This window comes from Cryobacterium ruanii, assembly GCF_004404055.1.
Lineage (GTDB): Bacteria > Actinomycetota > Actinomycetes > Actinomycetales > Microbacteriaceae > Cryobacterium > Cryobacterium ruanii.
Genome location: NZ_SOHK01000023.1, coordinates 22,320 through 39,066, shown reverse-complemented (window position 1 = coordinate 39,066; position 16,747 = coordinate 22,320). Strand labels below are relative to the sequence as shown.

Genomic DNA, 16,747 nt, shown 5'->3' with positions numbered 1-16,747 from the left:
CTTTCAAGTTCGTTCAACTAAGGTTAATGGGATGAATGATCCAACGGCGCCTTCGGGCAACGAAGCGGTAGTAAACCCAGGCGCAGAAGCCCTCGACGCAGACGATGTTGTCGCGCGCGTATTGGCCAGCGCCGACAGCAAAAGTGCCGGTTACTCCCTGTTCCGCAGCGGGTCGGCCCAGGCCCTGCAAGACCAGGCCTCCGGCGAGTACGACGGCAGTGACCACGACGGTGACCAATCCGAACGTGCCGATCGCAATGCGTTGCGCCGAGTAGGAGGGCTTTCCACCGAACTCGAAGACGTCACAGAGGTCGAATACCGGCAGCTGCGGCTGGAAAACGTCGTGCTCGTGGGCGTATATACCCACGGCACCGTCGACGACGCCGAAAACTCCATGCGGGAACTCGCCGCCCTCGCAGAAACCGCCGGGGCGACCGTGCTCGACGGGTTGCTCCAGCGTCGGGCCACGCCAGATCCGAGCACCTACCTCGGCAAGGGCAAGGCCCAGGAGGTGGCTGACATCGTGAAGGCGCTCGGCGCCGACACCGTCATCGCCGACACCGAACTCGCTCCCAGCCAGCGGCGTGCCCTCGAAGACGTGGTCAAGGTCAAGGTCATCGACCGCACCGCCGTGATCCTTGACATCTTCAGCCAGCACGCCAAGAGCCGCGAGGGCAAGGCGCAGGTCGAACTGGCCCAGATGGCCTACATGCTTCCGCGCCTGCGCGGCTGGGGCGACTCCATGTCCCGCCAGGCCGGTGGTCAGGTCGGTGGCACCGGAGCCGGAATGGGTTCGCGCGGCCCCGGTGAGACCAAGATCGAACTCGACCGACGTCGCATCCACACCCGGATGTCCAAACTGCGCAAGCAGATGGTCGAGATGAAGCCGGCCCGCGAAGCCAAACGCGCCAACCGCAAGCGCAATGCCGTACCATCGGTGGCCATCGTGGGGTACACCAACGCCGGCAAGTCCAGCTTGCTCAACCGCATCACCAAGGCCGGAGTGCTGGTCGAGAACTCCCTATTCGCGACCCTCGACGCTACCGTGCGCAAGTCGACGACCGCCGACGGCCGCCTGTACACGCTGACCGACACGGTGGGGTTCGTGCGCAACCTGCCCCACCAATTGGTCGAAGCCTTTCGCTCGACCCTCGAAGAAGTCGCCGACGCCGACGTCATCGTGCACGTCGTCGACGCATCCCACCCCGACCCCGTCGCGCAACTCGCCACCGTGCGCGACGTCATCTCCGAGGTCGGTGCACGCGATATTCCCGAACTAGTCGTCTTCAACAAGAGTGACCTGATCAGCGACGACGACCGGCTCGTGCTGCGCGGTCTCGAGCCGAAAGCAACGTTCGTGTCTGCGCGAACCGGGGAGGGCATCGACACCGTGCTGGCCGCAGTGGCGCTGCTGCTGCCGACGCCGCAGATTGAACTCGACCTGCTCATTCCCTACGACCGCGGCGATCTCATCGCCGTGCTGCACGATCAGGGGCGCATTGAGGTCACGGACTACGTGGAGGATGGTACTCACGTGACGGCGTTTGTCACCCCCGAGATCGAACCACAGTTCGCGCCGTTCGTCATTCTGCCCGCAGTGTCCTCTTAGGCGCGTGGTTCAGTAACAGCAAAGTTGAGAACGCAGGTTGAGTCCCGGGCCTTCTGCATCGGTCCGGGAAATTGCTTCTGAGCGATTCTGATGGTCAGTTCCCTCGACGGAGCTTGAGCATGCTGACCGGTGGCGGTGGCGGCGACGTTGGCAGTGGCGGTGGCGGTGGCAGTGGCGGCGATGTTGGTGCCGCCGTCTTTGGATGAGTGGATGCCGCAGAATCGTCTGTCATGGTGTTTCGCCCGGTTCCGGAAGCGGCACCTCTCCAGCCTGGGGAACGTGTTCCTGCAGGCGTCGTAATTGTGTCGTGCGGCCAAGATGGTGTCGTGAAGAGGCCAGCCACGGGCAGACCGAGTTTTCATCGATGTCCGAACGTAACAACAGTGACCGCGGGATGACATGAATTGTCATATTCGCCAACGTCAGCGTTCGGGTTGTTAGTGTCTAATCAATCGTTGCCGACGGAATCCGTTCCCCGGCATGGAGCGACAGCCGAGCCCGGCATCCGCCCGCGAAGAACCGCCAGCCTGCTGGCGGCGTCCGCGGCCGCCCGGCCACCACCGCTGCACAGCTTCTGCCGAATGAGGAACTATGACCACGACAGGGATTTCTGCGTGCAACGCCCGCCCGGCGTTCTCATTCGAGGTGTATCCGCCAAAATCGGTGGCGGCAGCAGCAGCTCTGACGCGCACCATCGATCACCTGGCCGCGGCCGGGCCCGAGTTCATCTCCGTTACCTACGGTGCCAACGGCTCGTCGCGCGACTCCTCGCTCGACGTGCTGCGCTACATCAAGGACCACACGACAGTGGATGCGATGGCGCACCTTACCTGCGTCGGCTCCTCGCACGCGGAGGCGAGTCGGCTCATTCGGCAGTTTCTCGACGCCGGCATCCGCAGCTTCCTCGCCATTCGCGGCGACGCACCGCAGGGTGCGATCGAAGGCGACACCTCCTTTCTCGGCGACCTGCACAGCGCGGGGGAGCTGGTGCAGCTCATCCACCGGGTGCAGACCGAGCGGGTGCCGTACATTGAAACCGTGATCCCGGGACTGCCCGCCGCCCGCGGGGTGAAAACCGAACGCAGCAAGGTGCGCATCGGTGTCGCCGCCTTCCCGAACGGCCACCCCAACTCGCGGTCGGTCACCCAGGACATCGACACCCTGCTGGCCAAGCAGGCCGCCGGGGCCAATCTCGCGATCACCCAGCTGTTCTTCCACGCCGACGACTATCTGAGCTTCATCCAGCGTGCCCGCTCCGCCGGGGTATTCTTTCCCATTCTTCCCGGTATCATGCCGGTGACCAGCCCGAACCGGTTGCGTCGCATTCTGCAGCTCTCCGGTGAAAAACTGCCGGCCGCACTCTCCATCGAGCTTGAGGTCGAACCGACCGAGGAAGGTCAGCGGCAGATCGGCATCGACCACGCCGTCCGCCTCGGCCAGGACGTTCTCGCGGGCGGTGCTCCCGGCCTGCACCTCTATGCCTTCAACCAGCACGAGACTGTGCTGTCGGTACTTGAGGGGTGTGGGGCGCTGCCGGTGCCCGCTGCCATGCCCTAGGCCTCGCGCGCTCAAGCGCGCAGGCCCACCCCCATCACGTTCGTTTTCTCCGATCGGTCCAGCCACTATTGCTCCAGTGAAGGAATTATCATGCCCATTTCTGCGTCTCCCGCCTTTCCCACCGGCACCATCCTCGGTTATCCGCGCATCGGGCGGCGGCGGGAGCTAAAGAAGGCCGTTGAAGCGTTCTGGTCGGGTACGATCAACGCCTCCGATCTCGAAAGCGTTGCTGCCGAGCTTCGCGCGACCACTCGTGATCGGCTCGTTGAACTCGGTCTGGGACGCACGGACTCCTCGATTCCCGAGACGTTCTCCTACTACGACCAGGTGCTCGATACCATCGTCGCCGTGGGGGCGATTCCGTCCCGGTTCGCCTCGCTCGTCGCCGCTGACGGAACCCTGGACCTCGCCGGATACTTCACTCTGGCCCGCGGCGAAGGTGAGAACTTGCCACTGGAGATGACCAAATGGTTCGACTCCAATTACCACTATCTCGTGCCCGAGATCGGCCCGGAGACCGTGTTCTCCCTCGCTGGTGACCGTATCGTACGGGAATTCGCCGAGGCGAAAGCGGCCGGTTTTCTCACACGCCCGGTGCTCGTCGGCCCGGTGACCTTCCTGCTGCTCAGCAAGGCAAGCGACGATGCCCCGGCCGGGTTCTCCCCGCTGTCGCGGCTCGACGATCTCATTCCTGTCTACGCGGCGCTGCTGACGCGGCTAGCGGATGCCGGCGCCGAGTGGGTGCAGCTCGACGAACCGGGTCTGGTCAGCGAATCCATCGACGTCGCGCGCGCGGACACGCTGGCGGCCGTCGCATCCGCTTATGGCGTGCTCGGCCGGCTGACCGGGCGGTCGGCCCTGTTCGTATCGGCACCCTACGGCAGCCTTGACGATGCCCTGCCGGTGCTCGCCGCCACGGCCGTTGAAGCGATTGGGCTCGACCTGGTGCGGGGCGCCTTGCCGCAGGCGGTGCCCGGGCTGGCCGGCAAGACCCTGGTCGCCGGGGTGATCGACGGGCACAACATCTGGCGCGGCGACCTGGCTGGAGCGTTCGACACCGCCGAGAGCGTTCGCGGACTGTCCGAGTCCGTGGCCGTGTGCACTTCGACTTCCCTGCTGCACGTGCCGCACGACGTGCTCGATGAAACGTCGCTGTCGGGTTCGCTCGTGAGCTGGCTGGCATTCGCCGACCAAAAGGTCGCACAGGTCGCGGCACTCGCCCGCGGCCTCAGCGCCGGCCGGGTGGCCATTGCCGAGCCGCTGGCCGCTGCCGAGGCCGCGCTGGCCGCACGGCGGACCGCTCCCGGTGTGCGCGTTGACGCTGTGCGTGATCGTGCCGCCGCATTGATCAACGCCGACTTCACCCGCGGGGCCTACGCTGATCGCCTGATCGCCCAGGACGCTGCGCTGCAGTTGCCGATGTTGCCGACCACCACGATCGGGTCGTTCCCGCAGACCGCAGATATTCGCCGGGCACGCGCCCAGTTTCTCCAGGGAGCTCTCCCTGCCAACGACTACCGTGACCTGATGCGCGCCGAGATCGGCCGCGTCGTGGCGCTGCAGGAAGAGATCGGCCTCGACGTGCTCGTGCACGGCGAACCCGAACGCAATGACATGGTGCAGTACTTCGCGGAGAACCTCGACGGGTTCGCCGTGACCGAGAACGGGTGGGTACAGTCCTACGGCAGCCGCTGCACCCGGCCATCAATTTTGTGGGGTGACGTGTCGCGCCCGGCACCGATCACGGTTGACTGGTCGGTGTATACGCAGAGCCTCACATCGAAGCCGGTCAAGGGCATGCTCACTGGTCCGGTTACGATACTGGCCTGGTCGTTCGTGCGCGACGACCAGCCACTCGGTGAGACGGCCCGCCAGGTGGCACTTGCCCTGCGCGATGAAATCGGGGACCTCGAGGCCGCGGGCATCAAGATCGTCCAGGTGGACGAGCCGGCTCTTCGTGAGTTGCTGCCGTTGAAGACGGGGGATCAGGCCGAATATCTGGACTGGTCGGTCGGCTCATTCCGGCTCGCCACAGCCGGGGTATCGGATGCGACCCAGATTCACACGCACCTCTGCTACTCGGAATTCGGCGTCGTCATCGAAGCCATCCGCAACCTCGACGCCGATGTGACGAGTATTGAAGCGGCGCGGTCGCGCATGGAGGTGGTGCGGGAGATCGAGGCTGGCGGTTTCGACCACGGGATCGGTGCCGGAATCTACGACATCCATTCGCCGCGGGTGCCGAGCGTCGACGAAATGACGACCCTGCTCGACACCGCCCTGGAATCCATTCCCGAACGCCAGGTCTGGGTGAACCCGGACTGCGGGTTGAAGACCCGTGGCTACGAGGAGACCGTGCAGTCCCTGCACAACATGCTCGCCGCGACCCGGGTGGTGCGCGAACGCCGCGATGCCCGGGTTGGTGCCTAGCTTCAGATTCGGGACAGTAACAGGCCCGATCACCGAATGGTGGTCGGGCCTGTCATGTGGCACCAAAGTGTACGTAAAACGACTAGACCGAGCGCAACACCGCGACGACCTTGCCGAGAATGTCGGCAAAGTCGCCCACGATCGGTTCGAAGTTGCTGTTGCGCGGAAGCAGCCAGGTGTGGCCGTCGCGCTTGCGCAGCACCTTGACGGTGGCTTCGTTGTCGAGCATGGCCGCGACGATCTCGCCGTTCTCCGCGGTCTTCTGCTGCCGCACGACCACCCAGTCGCCGTCACAGATGGCAGCGTCGATCATGGATTCCCCGACGACCTTGAGCATAAACAGCTCGCCTTGCCCCACGAGCTGGCGGGGCAGCGGGAAGATCTCGTCGATCTGCTGGTCGGCTGTTATCGGGATGCCGGCAGCAATTCGACCAACTAGGGGAACCATTGCGGCGTCGCCGACCTGAACGCCGGGGTGAAAGGTGTCCTGGTCGCCGGTACCGACGTCTTCGGGGGCACGCTGAATCTCGATGAGTACCTCGAGTGCCCGGGGGCGATTCGGGTCGCGGCGCAGATAGCCGCTGAGCTCCAGCTGGTTGAGCTGGTGGGTCACGCTCGACAGTGAGGCGAGACCGACCGCGTCGCCGATCTCACGCATGCTCGGCGGGTAGCCGCGCGAGCTCACCGAACGCTGGATCACGTCGAGAATAGCGAGCTGGCGTTGGCTCAAACTCTTGCGGCGTCGGGTGCCGCCCTTGTCGCGGGTAGCGCCGGAATCTTGTGTCACGATCTGCCCTTCTGGAGTCGGTCCCGCCTGGCCTAAAACCATGCCTGGCGGGAATGTCGGTGGTGTCTGGTTGAGTGTAAATCACGCAATTGATCTATCGAAAGTTTATCCAGTTCCCCGCCCTGAAACAAACACTTATTCGAGTGTGTTGCTCGAAATTCCGGGCCAAGACCAGAAAAGGCTTGCATGTTCGATTGTTCGAAGTTATATTCGGAACATAGTTTCGTATTCGGCCGTCCCGGCCGAGGGCCGGATACGAGACTCGCAGCCCGCCAACCCTGGAGGTTTGACATGACCACAGCACTTGCACCCGCACTACCTCTTCACAACGCCCCCATCACCCATCTTCGCCTCACCCGGCGCGGGCGCGTCGTGCTCACAGCCCTGGCCGCCGTGCCGCTCGTGCTCGGTGCCGTCGCCTTCGCCATCAATGGGGGAGCGGCCGATGCGTCGGATTCCGCCACGGGTATCGACGTCATGTCGTACACCACGGACTCGGGAATCATCGCCACGCTTGCCTACTCACCGACCGACGTCGGCTCAGCCCGATTCATCACGGTCGAACCCGGCCAGACCCTGTGGGACCTTGCCGAAGAGATCTCTCCATCCGCAGATCCGCGAGACCTGGTCGCCGACATCAAACGCCTGAACGCGCTGTCGGTTGAAACTTTGCAGCCTGGCCAGCGCCTGGAGGTCCCCACCGACTCCTGAGAACCCGCCGTTTCTTAACGGGCCAGGTGCAACAGCACAGGGTCGTAGCATAGATAGTGTGACCAGCCTCGATGACCTTCCGCTCCGCAACAACCTGCAAGGCCTGACCCCGTACGGTGCTCCGCAATTGCACGTGCCGGTGGCCCTGAACGTCAACGAGAACACGCACCCCATTCCCGAGGCGGTCGCCCGCGACATCCTCGCCAACCTGGCCGAGGCCATCCGCTCGGTGAATCGGTACCCTGACCGCGAATTCACCGCCTTGCGCGAGGCGCTCGCCCGCTATCTCAGCGAAGGGCTCGGTGCCGACAGCATACTCAGTGCCGAAAACATCTGGGCGGCCAACGGCTCCAACGAAGTGCTCCAGCAGGTGCTTCAGGCTTTCGGTGGACCTGGGCGCAGCCTACTCGGCTTCACCCCCACTTACTCGATGTACTCGATCCTCGCGTCGGGAACCGACACCACCTGGATTCCGGGCGCCCGTGACGCTGGCTACGAGTTGTCGCCGGCCACCGCCGTGAGTGAAATCATCCGCACCAGCCCCGATGTCATTTTTTTGTGCTCGCCGAACAACCCCACCGGCACCCCGCTCTCACTCGAGACCATCGCCGCCGCCTACGACGCGACCGACGGTATCGTCGTCGTCGATGAGGCTTACGCCGAATTCGCGCCCCTCGGCACGCCGAGCGCGCTCACCCTTCTGCCGGGTCGGGAACGCCTGCTCGTTTCGCGCACGATGAGCAAGGCCTTTGCTTTTGCTGGTGCCCGAGTGGGGTACCTAGCGGCCGATCCGGCGGTGACGGATGCCCTGCGCCTGGTCCGTCTGCCGTACCACCTCTCCGTCCTGACGCAGGCTGCGGCAAACGCCGCCCTGGCCCACAGCGTCGAGATGCTCGCGATGGTCGACGACATTCGTGGACAGCGCGACCGGCTCGCGGTCGAGCTGGTTGGCCTGGGCTATGCCCCGCACCGGAGCTGGAGCAACTTCGTTCTGTTCGGCGGAGTGGCTGACCCGCAGGAGACGTTTACGGCGCTGCTCGCCGAGGGAATCCTCATTCGCGACGTCGGCATTCCCGGCCACTTGCGGGTGACGGCCGGCACCGAGAAGGAGACGTCCCTGTTCCTGGAGGCCCTGGCCCGTCTGGGACGCACGGATCGGTCCCGTCAAACCGAGTCGACCCGAGCCGAATAAGCTAGCGGTATGAGCTCATCTGTTGGCACGTCCGCGCCCCGCGTCGCACACCTGCAACGGGAGACGAGTGAATCGAGCATTGATCTCTCGTTGAACCTGGATGGCACCGGTGTCAGCGACATCCACACCTCGGTTCCGTTCTATGACCACCTCTTGACGGCCTTCGCAAAACACTCACTGACCGATCTCACAGTGCGCGCCACCGGCGACATCGAAATCGACGTGCACCACACCGTTGAAGACGTGGGAATAGTGCTCGGACAGGCTATCCGCCAGGCCCTCGGCGACAAGTCGGGCATTTCCCGCTACGGTGACGCCCTGGTACCGCTCGATGAAGCGCTCGCGCAGGCAGTCGTCGACATCTCTGGCCGCCCGTATCTCGTGCACACCGGCGAACCGGCTGGCTTCGAATTTCACCTCATCGGCGGTCACTTCACCGGTTCCATGGTTCGTCACGTTTTCGAAGCCATCACCTTCCACGCCGGGTTGACCGTGCACGTCACCCTGTTGGGCGGTCGCGACCCCCACCACATCGCCGAAGCCGAGTTCAAGGCCTTCGCCCGTGCGTTCCGCCTCGCGAAAGCCCTCGATCCGCTCGTGCACGGCATCCCTTCGACCAAGGGGGCCTTGTGACCAGGGTTGTCGTATTCGACTACGGCACCGGCAATGTGCACTCCGCGGTCAAGGCGCTCGAACTGGCCGGCGCTGACGTCACACTGACGAGTGACCGGAAGGTCGCCCTCGAAGCCGACGGACTCGTCGTACCCGGTGTCGGTGCGTTCAGTGCCGTGATGCAGGCCCTCAAAGCGGTGCACGGCGACGAGATCGTTGATCGTCGCCTGGCCGGAGGTCGCCCGGTACTGGGTATCTGTGTGGGGATGCAGGTGTTGTTCGAACACGGTGTCGAGCGCGGCATTGACACCGAGGGCCTCGGCGAGTGGCCCGGAATCGTAACCGAGCTTCCCGCCGCGATCCTGCCGCACATGGGCTGGAACACCGTCACGAGCGCGCTGGGTTCTGAGCTCTTTCGCGGAATCGAAGAGGAACGGTTTTATTTTGTGCACTCCTACGCCGCTCAGTCCTGGACGCTCGAGGTCATGCCGCCGTTTCCCGAACCTCGGTTGACCTGGGCTGAACACGGGGCGCCGTTTTTGGCCGCTATCGAGAACGGTCCGCTTAGCGCCACCCAGTTCCACCCGGAAAAATCGGGGGAGGCTGGCATCCGCTTGTTGAAGAACTGGATCGGCACGCTGCGCCAATAGTCAGGCGCGCCTAGACTTCACGACCCGCATCATCACCACCGGCACCTGCCATGAAATTGGCCGCAGCATGCGACCGCACCAATCAAGGACACCAATGAGCGAGTTCAACAAGACACCGAGGCTCGTCCTCCTGCCCGCCGTCGATGTGGCCGACGGCAAGGCTGTTCGCCTGACGCAGGGCGAGGCGGGCACGGAAACGAACTATGGCGATCCCGTCGACGCTGCGGCCGACTGGGCGAGGCAGGGCGCCGAATGGATCCACCTCGTCGACCTCGACGCCGCGTTCGGTCGAGGTAACAACACCGGCGTGATCAAGAAGGTCATTCGTCAGGTCAAGGGTGTCAAGATCGAACTGTCCGGCGGAATCCGCGATGACGAGTCACTCGAAGCCGCACTGACCACGGGCGTGAAACGCATCAACCTCGGCACCGCGGCGCTCGAAAACCCGGAATGGGCGGCCAGCGTGATCGCGCAGTACGGCGAAGCCGTTGCCGTCGGCCTCGACGTACGAGGCACGACGCTCGCCGCCCGCGGCTGGACCAAGGACGGCGGAGATCTGTGGCAAGTGCTCGAACGCCTGGAAGCGGCCGGCTGTGCCCGCTACGTGGTGACCGACGTCACCAAGGATGGCACCCTGCAGGGCCCGAACATCGACCTGTTGCGTCAGGTCCTCGACCGCACGCGCAAGCCGGTCATCGCCTCCGGCGGCATCTCCAGCCTTGATGACATCGAAGAGCTTCGCAGGCTCGTGCCGCTGGGGCTGGAAGGCGCCATTGTAGGAAAAGCGCTCTACGCGGGCGCATTCACCCTGGCCGAGGCCCTGGACGTCGCGGGTGACTAATGGCCAAGGCGCGTAACCTCGGCTCCACCGGCGATCCTTCGGGGCGGCCGGGTTCGCCGGGCCAGTCCGGTGAACTGAACGAGCTCGCTGACTCGGCTGGCCAGCCCTGGGCCGGCCGTCGATTCGAAGCCAACCTCGATGCCGGCGACGACGGGACTGCTCCCGCCGCTCTCGCCGCGGCCCTCGCTCATTTCCAAGCCAGAGAGGCCGGTGAAGAAAGCGTCATCGACGCCATCCGCGGTTCCCGACTGCTGATTCCGCTGGTTACCAAACTCGGGGAAGCAGCGCTGAACGCGCGTGGCCAGACGATCGATAAAATGCAGGAACTCTCGATCATCACCGTGGCCGGCCCCGACGGTCGCACCGTGCTGCCCGCCTTCTCTTCGACCGCCGCCATGAACGCGTGGAACCCGCTTGCGCGGCCCATTCCAGCGGATGCCGTACGCGTCGCCCTAGCCGCCGCGCAGGAAAATACCGGTATCGTAGTTCTCGATCCGGCGTCGCCCGGTGAATTCGTCATTCGGCGGCCGGCGCTGTGGGCGATCGCCCAATCCTTGCCGTGGACACCGAGTTACGCGAGTCACCGTGTCGCTGACGCATTCCGGGCGTCGATCGCGACTGAGCTCTCGGTCCTGACCGTTGCACTCTCCGCCGGTGATCCGCTGGCACGGCTTGCCGGCCCCGAACTCGTGGTGCAGCTCGAGCTGGTCGACGGGCTGACCCAAGCAGATCTCGACGCGATTTTGAGCCGGCTCGGCATCCGGTGGTCTGAGAACGAGATCATCACGGCCGGCGTCGATTCGCTGCGGGTCAAGCTCGTCGCGTCGGCGTAGCACGAGGGTCTGGCGTATTAAGGGTATTGTCGGCGGCTTCGGTGAGAATGACGGTATGACCGACGTTCTCAATCGCTTCTCCCCGGCAGCTCGGGCCTGGTTCGCCGAGGCGTTCGCCGCGCCGACGGCCGCGCAGCTGGGCGCGTGGAATGCCATTTCTGAGGGTTCGCACGCCCTCGTCGTGGCGCCGACCGGGTCGGGGAAGACCCTTGCTGCCTTTCTGTGGGCAATTGACCGGTTGGCGACCGACGTGACGACAGGGGCCGAGACCGGCACCCGTGTGCTCTATATTTCGCCGTTGAAGGCTCTCGGCGTCGACGTGGAACGCAACCTCACCGCTCCGCTCGTGGGAATCAGCCGCCAGGCCGAGCGGCTCGGCCTGGAGCCGCCGCACGTCTCTGTCGGCGTACGGTCGGGAGACACCCCAGCCGCCGACCGGCGCAAACTGGTCACCTCGCCGCCCGATATCCTCATCACCACTCCGGAGTCGCTGTTTCTCATGCTGACCTCGGCGGCGCGCGAATCGCTGCGCGGTGTGCAGACCGTCATCATCGACGAGGTGCACGCGGTGGCGGCAAGCAAGCGCGGCGCCCACCTGGCCGTCTCGCTGGAACGACTCGATGCCCTGCTCAGCCACCCGGCCCAACGCATCGGGCTGTCGGCCACCGTGCGCCCGCAGAGCGAAGTGGCACGCTTTCTCGGTGGAGCTGCCCCCGTGCAAGTCGTGGCACCGCCGGCGCTGAAACGCTTCGACCTGCGCGTGGTCGTTCCGGTCGACGACATGAGCGACCTCGGGCCAGTTCCGCAACGCGAGGGTGTCACCTCGGCCGCGGCACCGCAGACCGGGTCGATCTGGCCGCACGTCGAGGAGGCCATAGTCGACGAGGTGCTCGCGCATTCCTCGAGCATCGTCTTCGCGAATTCGCGGCGGCTCACCGAACGGCTCACGGCCCGGTTCAACGAGATCTATGCCGAACGGTTGGCCGGGGAGGAGTCATCCGCTCTGGTGCCGGTGCCGACTTTAGTGCCCGATTCGCGGGGAGAACTCAGCATGGTGGGCGCCGCGCCGGCAGTGCGCCCGCCGGCCGAGTTGATGGGGGCCAGCGGCGAGAGTGCGGGCGCTGAACCGCTGCTCGCACGCGCGCATCACGGTTCGGTCAGCAAAGAGCAGCGGTCGCTCATTGAAGACGACTTGAAATCGGGACGGCTGCGCTGCGTCGTCGCCACGTCGAGCCTCGAACTCGGCATCGACATGGGCGCCGTCGACCTGGTCGTGCAGGTGGAGTCACCACCGTCGGTGTCTAGCGGACTGCAGCGGCTGGGCCGGGCCGGGCACCAGGTCGGTGAGATTTCTCGCGGGGTGATCTACCCCAAGCATCGGGCCGACCTCATCCATGCAGCGGTCGCCGCCGAACGCATGGTTGCCGGTGCGATCGAATCGCTGCGGGTGCCCACCAACCCACTCGACATCCTCGCCCAGCAGACCGTGGCGGCCTGCGCGCTCGAGCCCATCGACGTAGAAACGTGGTTCGACTCTGTACGGCGCAGTGCGCCGTTCGCGACCCTGCCGCGCTCCGCCTATGAGGCGACCCTCGATCTGCTCGCCGGTCGGTACCCCTCCGACCGGTTCGCCGAACTCCGCCCGCGCATCGTCTGGGATCGCGACGCCGGCACGCTCACGGGCCGCCCGGGAGCACAACGGCTCGCAGTGACGAGTGGCGGCACCATACCCGACCGCGGATTGTTCGGCGTCTTCATGGTGGGTGGTGAACAGGTCACCGGCAAACGCGTCGGTGAACTCGACGAGGAGATGGTCTACGAGTCACGCGTGAATGATGTGTTCGCGCTCGGCACCACGAGCTGGCGCATCCAGGAGATCACCCACGATCGGGTTCTTGTCGTACCGGCCTTCGGGCAGCCGGGGCGGCTGCCCTTCTGGAAGGGTGATGGTCTCGGCCGCCCGACCGAACTCGGCCAGGCCATCGGTGCTTTCGTACGCGAGGTCGGGAGCCTGCCACCCGCCGACGCACGGGCCCGCTGCGCTGTTGGCGGCCTCGACGCGCGCGCCACCACCAACCTGCTAGCCTTCCTCGATGAGCAGCGCGCCGCCACCGGCCAGCTGCCGACCGACCGAACCCTCGTGGTCGAACGGTTCCGCGATGAACTCGGGGACTGGCGCGTCGTGCTGCACTCCCCGTTCGGCGCGCCGGTGCACGCACCGTGGGCACTCGCGGTCGGGGCCCGCGTGCGCGAACGCTACGGAATCGACGGTTCCTGCGTCGCGAGCGACGACGGTATCGTCGTGCGCATCCCCGACACCGAAACCGAACCACCCGGCAGCGAACTGTTCATCTTCGACCCCGATGAGCTCGAGCAGCTGGTCACCGAGGAGGTTGGCGGTTCGGCTCTGTTCGCCTCCCGGTTTCGCGAGTGCGCGGCCCGGGCCCTGCTCCTGCCCCGATACAAGCCCGGTGCCCGCTCGCCGCTCTGGCAGCAACGGCAAAAGGCCGCGCAGCTGCTCGACGTCGCCCGCACCTTTCCCACCTTTCCCATCATTCTCGAGACCCTGCGGGAATGCCTGCAAGACGTCTACGACCTTCCGGCCCTCGGGGCGCTGGCGCGACAGATCGCCTCGCGCGAACTGCGCCTGGTCGAGACCACGACCGACACCGCCAGCCCGTTCGCGAGCACCCTGTTGTTCGGCTACGTCGCCGCCTTCATGTACGAGGGAGACACCCCACTGGCGGAAAGGCGCGCCACCGCCCTCGCGATCGACTCGAGCCTGCTCGCCGAACTGCTCGGGCGGGTCGAACTTCGTGAACTCCTCGATCCGAGCGTCATCGACCAGACCGACCGGGAACTGCAACGACTCGCCCCCGACTACCTGGCCAAGGGGGTCGAAGGCGTCGCCGATCTGCTGCGCACCCTCGGCCCGCTCAGCACCAGCGAGGTCGCCGAGCGGATGCTCCTGCCCGAGTCGCCGTCCGCGACCGATGCGCCTGGACTCCTCCTGGCCGAGCAGGCGCTGCTCAGTCTCGTCGACGCGCGCCGCGCAATGCGCATGAGCATGGGAGGTGAACAGCGCTGGGCAGCGGTTGAAGACGCCAGTCGGTTGCGCGACGCCCTCGGCGTTCCCCTGCCGATAGGGGTGTCGGCCGCGTTCACCGAACCCGTCGCGGATCCGCTCGGCGATCTGGTGAGCCGCTACGCACGCTCGCACGGACCGTTCACCACCAGCGCCGTCGCCGACCGGTTCGGTCTCGGCACCGCCGTCGTAAAGATTGCCCTCGGCCGCCTCGCCGACGCCCGGCGCATCGTGGCCGGCGAATTCCGACCGAACGGCACCGGCCCGGAATGGTGCGACGCTGAGGTGCTGCGGCGGCTCCGCCGACGTTCCCTCGCGGCGCTGAGGCACGAGGTCGAACCGGTGGACCAGCAGGCCATCGGCCGGTTCCTGCCGGCGTGGCAACACGTGGGCGGCAAGTTGCGCGGAATAGACGGCGTCGCATCCGTTGTGGAGCAGCTCGAGGGTGCGCGCATTCCGGCCTCCGCGTGGGAGACGCTCATTCTGCCCTCCCGCGTCAGCGACTACCAGCCGGGAATGCTCGATGAACTCACCAACGCGGGGGAGGTGCTCTGGGCGGGCGCCGGACCTCTCGCCGGCAACGACGGCTGGGTCAGCCTGCACCTCGCCGAGACCGCCCAGCTCACCCTGCCGCTGCCCATCGACGTAGAGACGACGCCACTGCAGCAGGAGATCCTAGCTACCCTGGGCGGCGGCGGCGCCTACTTCTTTCGGCAGCTGGCGGATGCCGTCGGCAGTCAGGATGACGCCGCACTGGTGCAGGCACTGTGGGAACTGGTCTGGGCCGGGCTGATCAACAACGACACCTTCGCCCCGGTGCGATCGCTTCTGGCCGGCGGCCATACCGCCCACCGGCAGAGCCGGGCCGCGCCGCGCACCCGCCTGCATCGCGGGCGGTCGATGCCGCGGCCGAACCTGCCCAGTCGCAGCGGCCCACCGACGGTCTCGGGTCGCTGGTCGATCCTGCCGGTGGCCGACGACTCGCCCACGCGTCGCGCGCACGCCCTGGGCGAGACTCTGCTTGAACGCTATGGCGTCGTCACGCGTGGGGCGGTGATGGCCGAGAGCGTCATCGGCGGATTCTCCCTCGTCTACCGCACGCTCACCGGGTTCGAAGAAATGGCACGCTGTCGACGCGGGTATTTCATCGAGGGGCTCGGCGCGGCCCAGTTCGCCACCGGCGGCACCATCGACCGGCTGCGCACCTTCGCTGCCGGGGTGTCTGATATGTCGAGCAAGCAACGCCCTACAGAACGGTTGGTCGCGGTTGCCCTGGCCGCGACCGACCCGGCGAACGCATACGGCGCCGCGCTGCCGTGGCCGACCCTGCCCGGCGACACCACCCATCGCCCGGGCCGTAAGGCGGGTGCGCTCGTCGTGCTGGTCGACGGTGCCCTCGTGCTCTATGTCGAGCGTGGCGGCAAAACCGTGGTCGCCTTCGAAACGGATGAGGCCGTGCTCGCGGCGGCCACCCTGACCCTGGCCGCCCTGGTCACGACCGGTCGCGTGCAGAAGATCGCGGTCGAAACGGCCAACGGTGTGTTCGTGATCGGCACCGACGTGGGTGCGGCCCTGCGCACCGCCGGGTTCACCGAGACTCCGAGAGGACTGAGGCTGCGTGCCTGAGGGCGACACCGTTTACCGCACGGCGCGCACCCTCGACCAGGCCCTGCGCGGCAGAATCCTGACCGGCTGTGACATTCGGGTACCCGCTTTCGCCACCGTCGACCTGGCGGGGCAGAGCGTGCTCGAGGTCGTCAGTCGCGGCAAACACCTGCTGCACCGGATCGGCGAGACGAGCATCCACTCCCACCTCAAGATGGAGGGTGCCTGGCACCTCTACCGGCCAAACACACGGTGGCAGCGGCCGGCGTTCCAGGCTCGCATCGTGCTGCAGACGTCGGAGTGGGTCGCGGTCGGGTTCGACCTCGGTGTGCTGGAGCTCGTTCCGACCCGGGCCGAGTCCGAGGTGGTCGGCTATCTGGGACCCGATCTGCTCGATGCCGGCTGGAGCGTGGGTGACAGCGACGAGGCCGCCACTCGGCTCGCTGCCCGGCCCGAACAACCCGTCATCCTAGCCCTCGCCGACCAGCGCAACTTGGCCGGGCTCGGCAATGTTTACGTCAACGAGCTCTGCTTTCTGCGCGGACTATTACCGGCCCGGTCCATGGCCGAGGTCACGGACGTACCCGGGATCGTGAGCCTGGCCCGGCGCCTGCTCCTGGCGAACAAAGACCGCGACGAACGCACGACCACCGGCAACCTGCGCCGCGGAGCCCAGCTGTGGGTCTACGGGCGAAGCGGTCAAGCGTGCCGGCGCTGCGGCACCCGCATACAACGCAGCACCCTGGGCCGCAGCGATGTCGAGCAGCGCAACACCTTCTGGTGCCCGCACTGTCAGACCTGACTCGAGCTGCTGCCGGGGGAACGAAAAGCGGAT

12 protein-coding genes are annotated in these 16,747 nt (G+C 66.0%); 11 read left to right on the top strand and 1 reads right to left on the bottom strand.

Annotated features, from left to right (window positions below):
* Positions 1-31 precede the first annotated feature (31 nt).
* From hflX to metE, 3 genes are all read left to right on the top strand, one after another.
* Positions 32-1,609: a GTPase HflX gene (gene hflX, locus E3T47_RS14370; RefSeq protein ID WP_134556738.1), complete on the top strand. Its 1,578-nt coding sequence runs from the start codon at positions 32-34 to the stop codon at positions 1,607-1,609.
* A 591-nt stretch (positions 1,610-2,200) separates the two neighbouring features.
* On the top strand, positions 2,201-3,166 hold the full coding sequence (locus tag E3T47_RS14365; protein WP_174844686.1) for a methylenetetrahydrofolate reductase: 966 nt from the start codon (positions 2,201-2,203) through the stop codon (positions 3,164-3,166).
* Positions 3,167-3,256: 90 nt separating this feature from the next.
* Positions 3,257-5,596: a 5-methyltetrahydropteroyltriglutamate--homocysteine S-methyltransferase gene (gene metE, locus E3T47_RS14360; RefSeq protein ID WP_134556737.1), complete on the top strand. Its 2,340-nt coding sequence runs from the start codon at positions 3,257-3,259 to the stop codon at positions 5,594-5,596.
* Between the two features lie 82 nt (positions 5,597-5,678).
* Here metE and lexA read toward each other — a convergent pair whose 3' ends face one another.
* The gene (gene lexA / locus E3T47_RS14355) at positions 5,679-6,383 is read right to left on the bottom strand and encodes a transcriptional repressor LexA (protein ID WP_241982286.1); all 705 of its coding nucleotides are present in this window, start codon (positions 6,381-6,383) and stop codon (positions 5,679-5,681) included.
* Between the two features lie 291 nt (positions 6,384-6,674).
* Between lexA and E3T47_RS14350 the strand changes: the two genes are divergently transcribed.
* The 8 genes from E3T47_RS14350 to E3T47_RS14315 all read left to right on the top strand — a co-directional run bounded on the left by E3T47_RS14350 (position 6,675) and on the right by E3T47_RS14315 (position 16,714).
* Complete coding sequence (locus E3T47_RS14350) at positions 6,675-7,094, top strand: LysM peptidoglycan-binding domain-containing protein (RefSeq protein WP_134556735.1); 420 nt, start codon at positions 6,675-6,677, stop codon at positions 7,092-7,094.
* A 58-nt stretch (positions 7,095-7,152) separates the two neighbouring features.
* On the top strand, positions 7,153-8,286 hold the full coding sequence (locus E3T47_RS14345; protein WP_134556734.1) for a histidinol-phosphate transaminase: 1,134 nt from the start codon (positions 7,153-7,155) through the stop codon (positions 8,284-8,286).
* A gap of 9 nt (positions 8,287-8,295) precedes the next feature.
* Entirely contained in the window at positions 8,296-8,919 is a 624-nt protein-coding gene (gene hisB / locus E3T47_RS14340; protein WP_134556733.1) for an imidazoleglycerol-phosphate dehydratase HisB, read from the top strand.
* Entirely contained in the window at positions 8,916-9,548 is a 633-nt protein-coding gene (gene hisH / locus E3T47_RS14335; protein ID WP_134556732.1) for an imidazole glycerol phosphate synthase subunit HisH, read from the top strand. The genes hisB and hisH overlap by 4 nt, the downstream gene beginning before the upstream one ends.
* Positions 9,549-9,642: 94 nt before the next feature.
* A complete protein-coding gene (gene priA / locus E3T47_RS14330) occupies positions 9,643-10,389 on the top strand; it encodes a bifunctional 1-(5-phosphoribosyl)-5-((5-phosphoribosylamino)methylideneamino)imidazole-4-carboxamide isomerase/phosphoribosylanthranilate isomerase PriA (protein WP_134556731.1) in 747 nt (248 codons plus the stop codon).
* Entirely contained in the window at positions 10,389-11,222 is an 834-nt protein-coding gene (locus tag E3T47_RS14325) for an SseB family protein (RefSeq protein WP_134556730.1), read from the top strand. Before priA ends, E3T47_RS14325 begins: the two co-directional genes overlap by 1 nt.
* A 55-nt stretch (positions 11,223-11,277) precedes the next feature.
* The gene (locus tag E3T47_RS14320) at positions 11,278-15,933 is read left to right on the top strand and encodes an ATP-dependent helicase (protein ID WP_134556729.1); all 4,656 of its coding nucleotides are present in this window, start codon (positions 11,278-11,280) and stop codon (positions 15,931-15,933) included.
* Positions 15,926-16,714 carry a DNA-formamidopyrimidine glycosylase family protein gene (locus E3T47_RS14315; protein ID WP_134556728.1) on the top strand — a complete coding sequence of 263 codons (789 nt, stop codon included), beginning with the start codon at positions 15,926-15,928 and terminating at the stop codon, positions 16,712-16,714. Before E3T47_RS14320 ends, E3T47_RS14315 begins: the two co-directional genes overlap by 8 nt.
* The last annotated feature ends 33 nt before the right edge of the window (positions 16,715-16,747 follow it).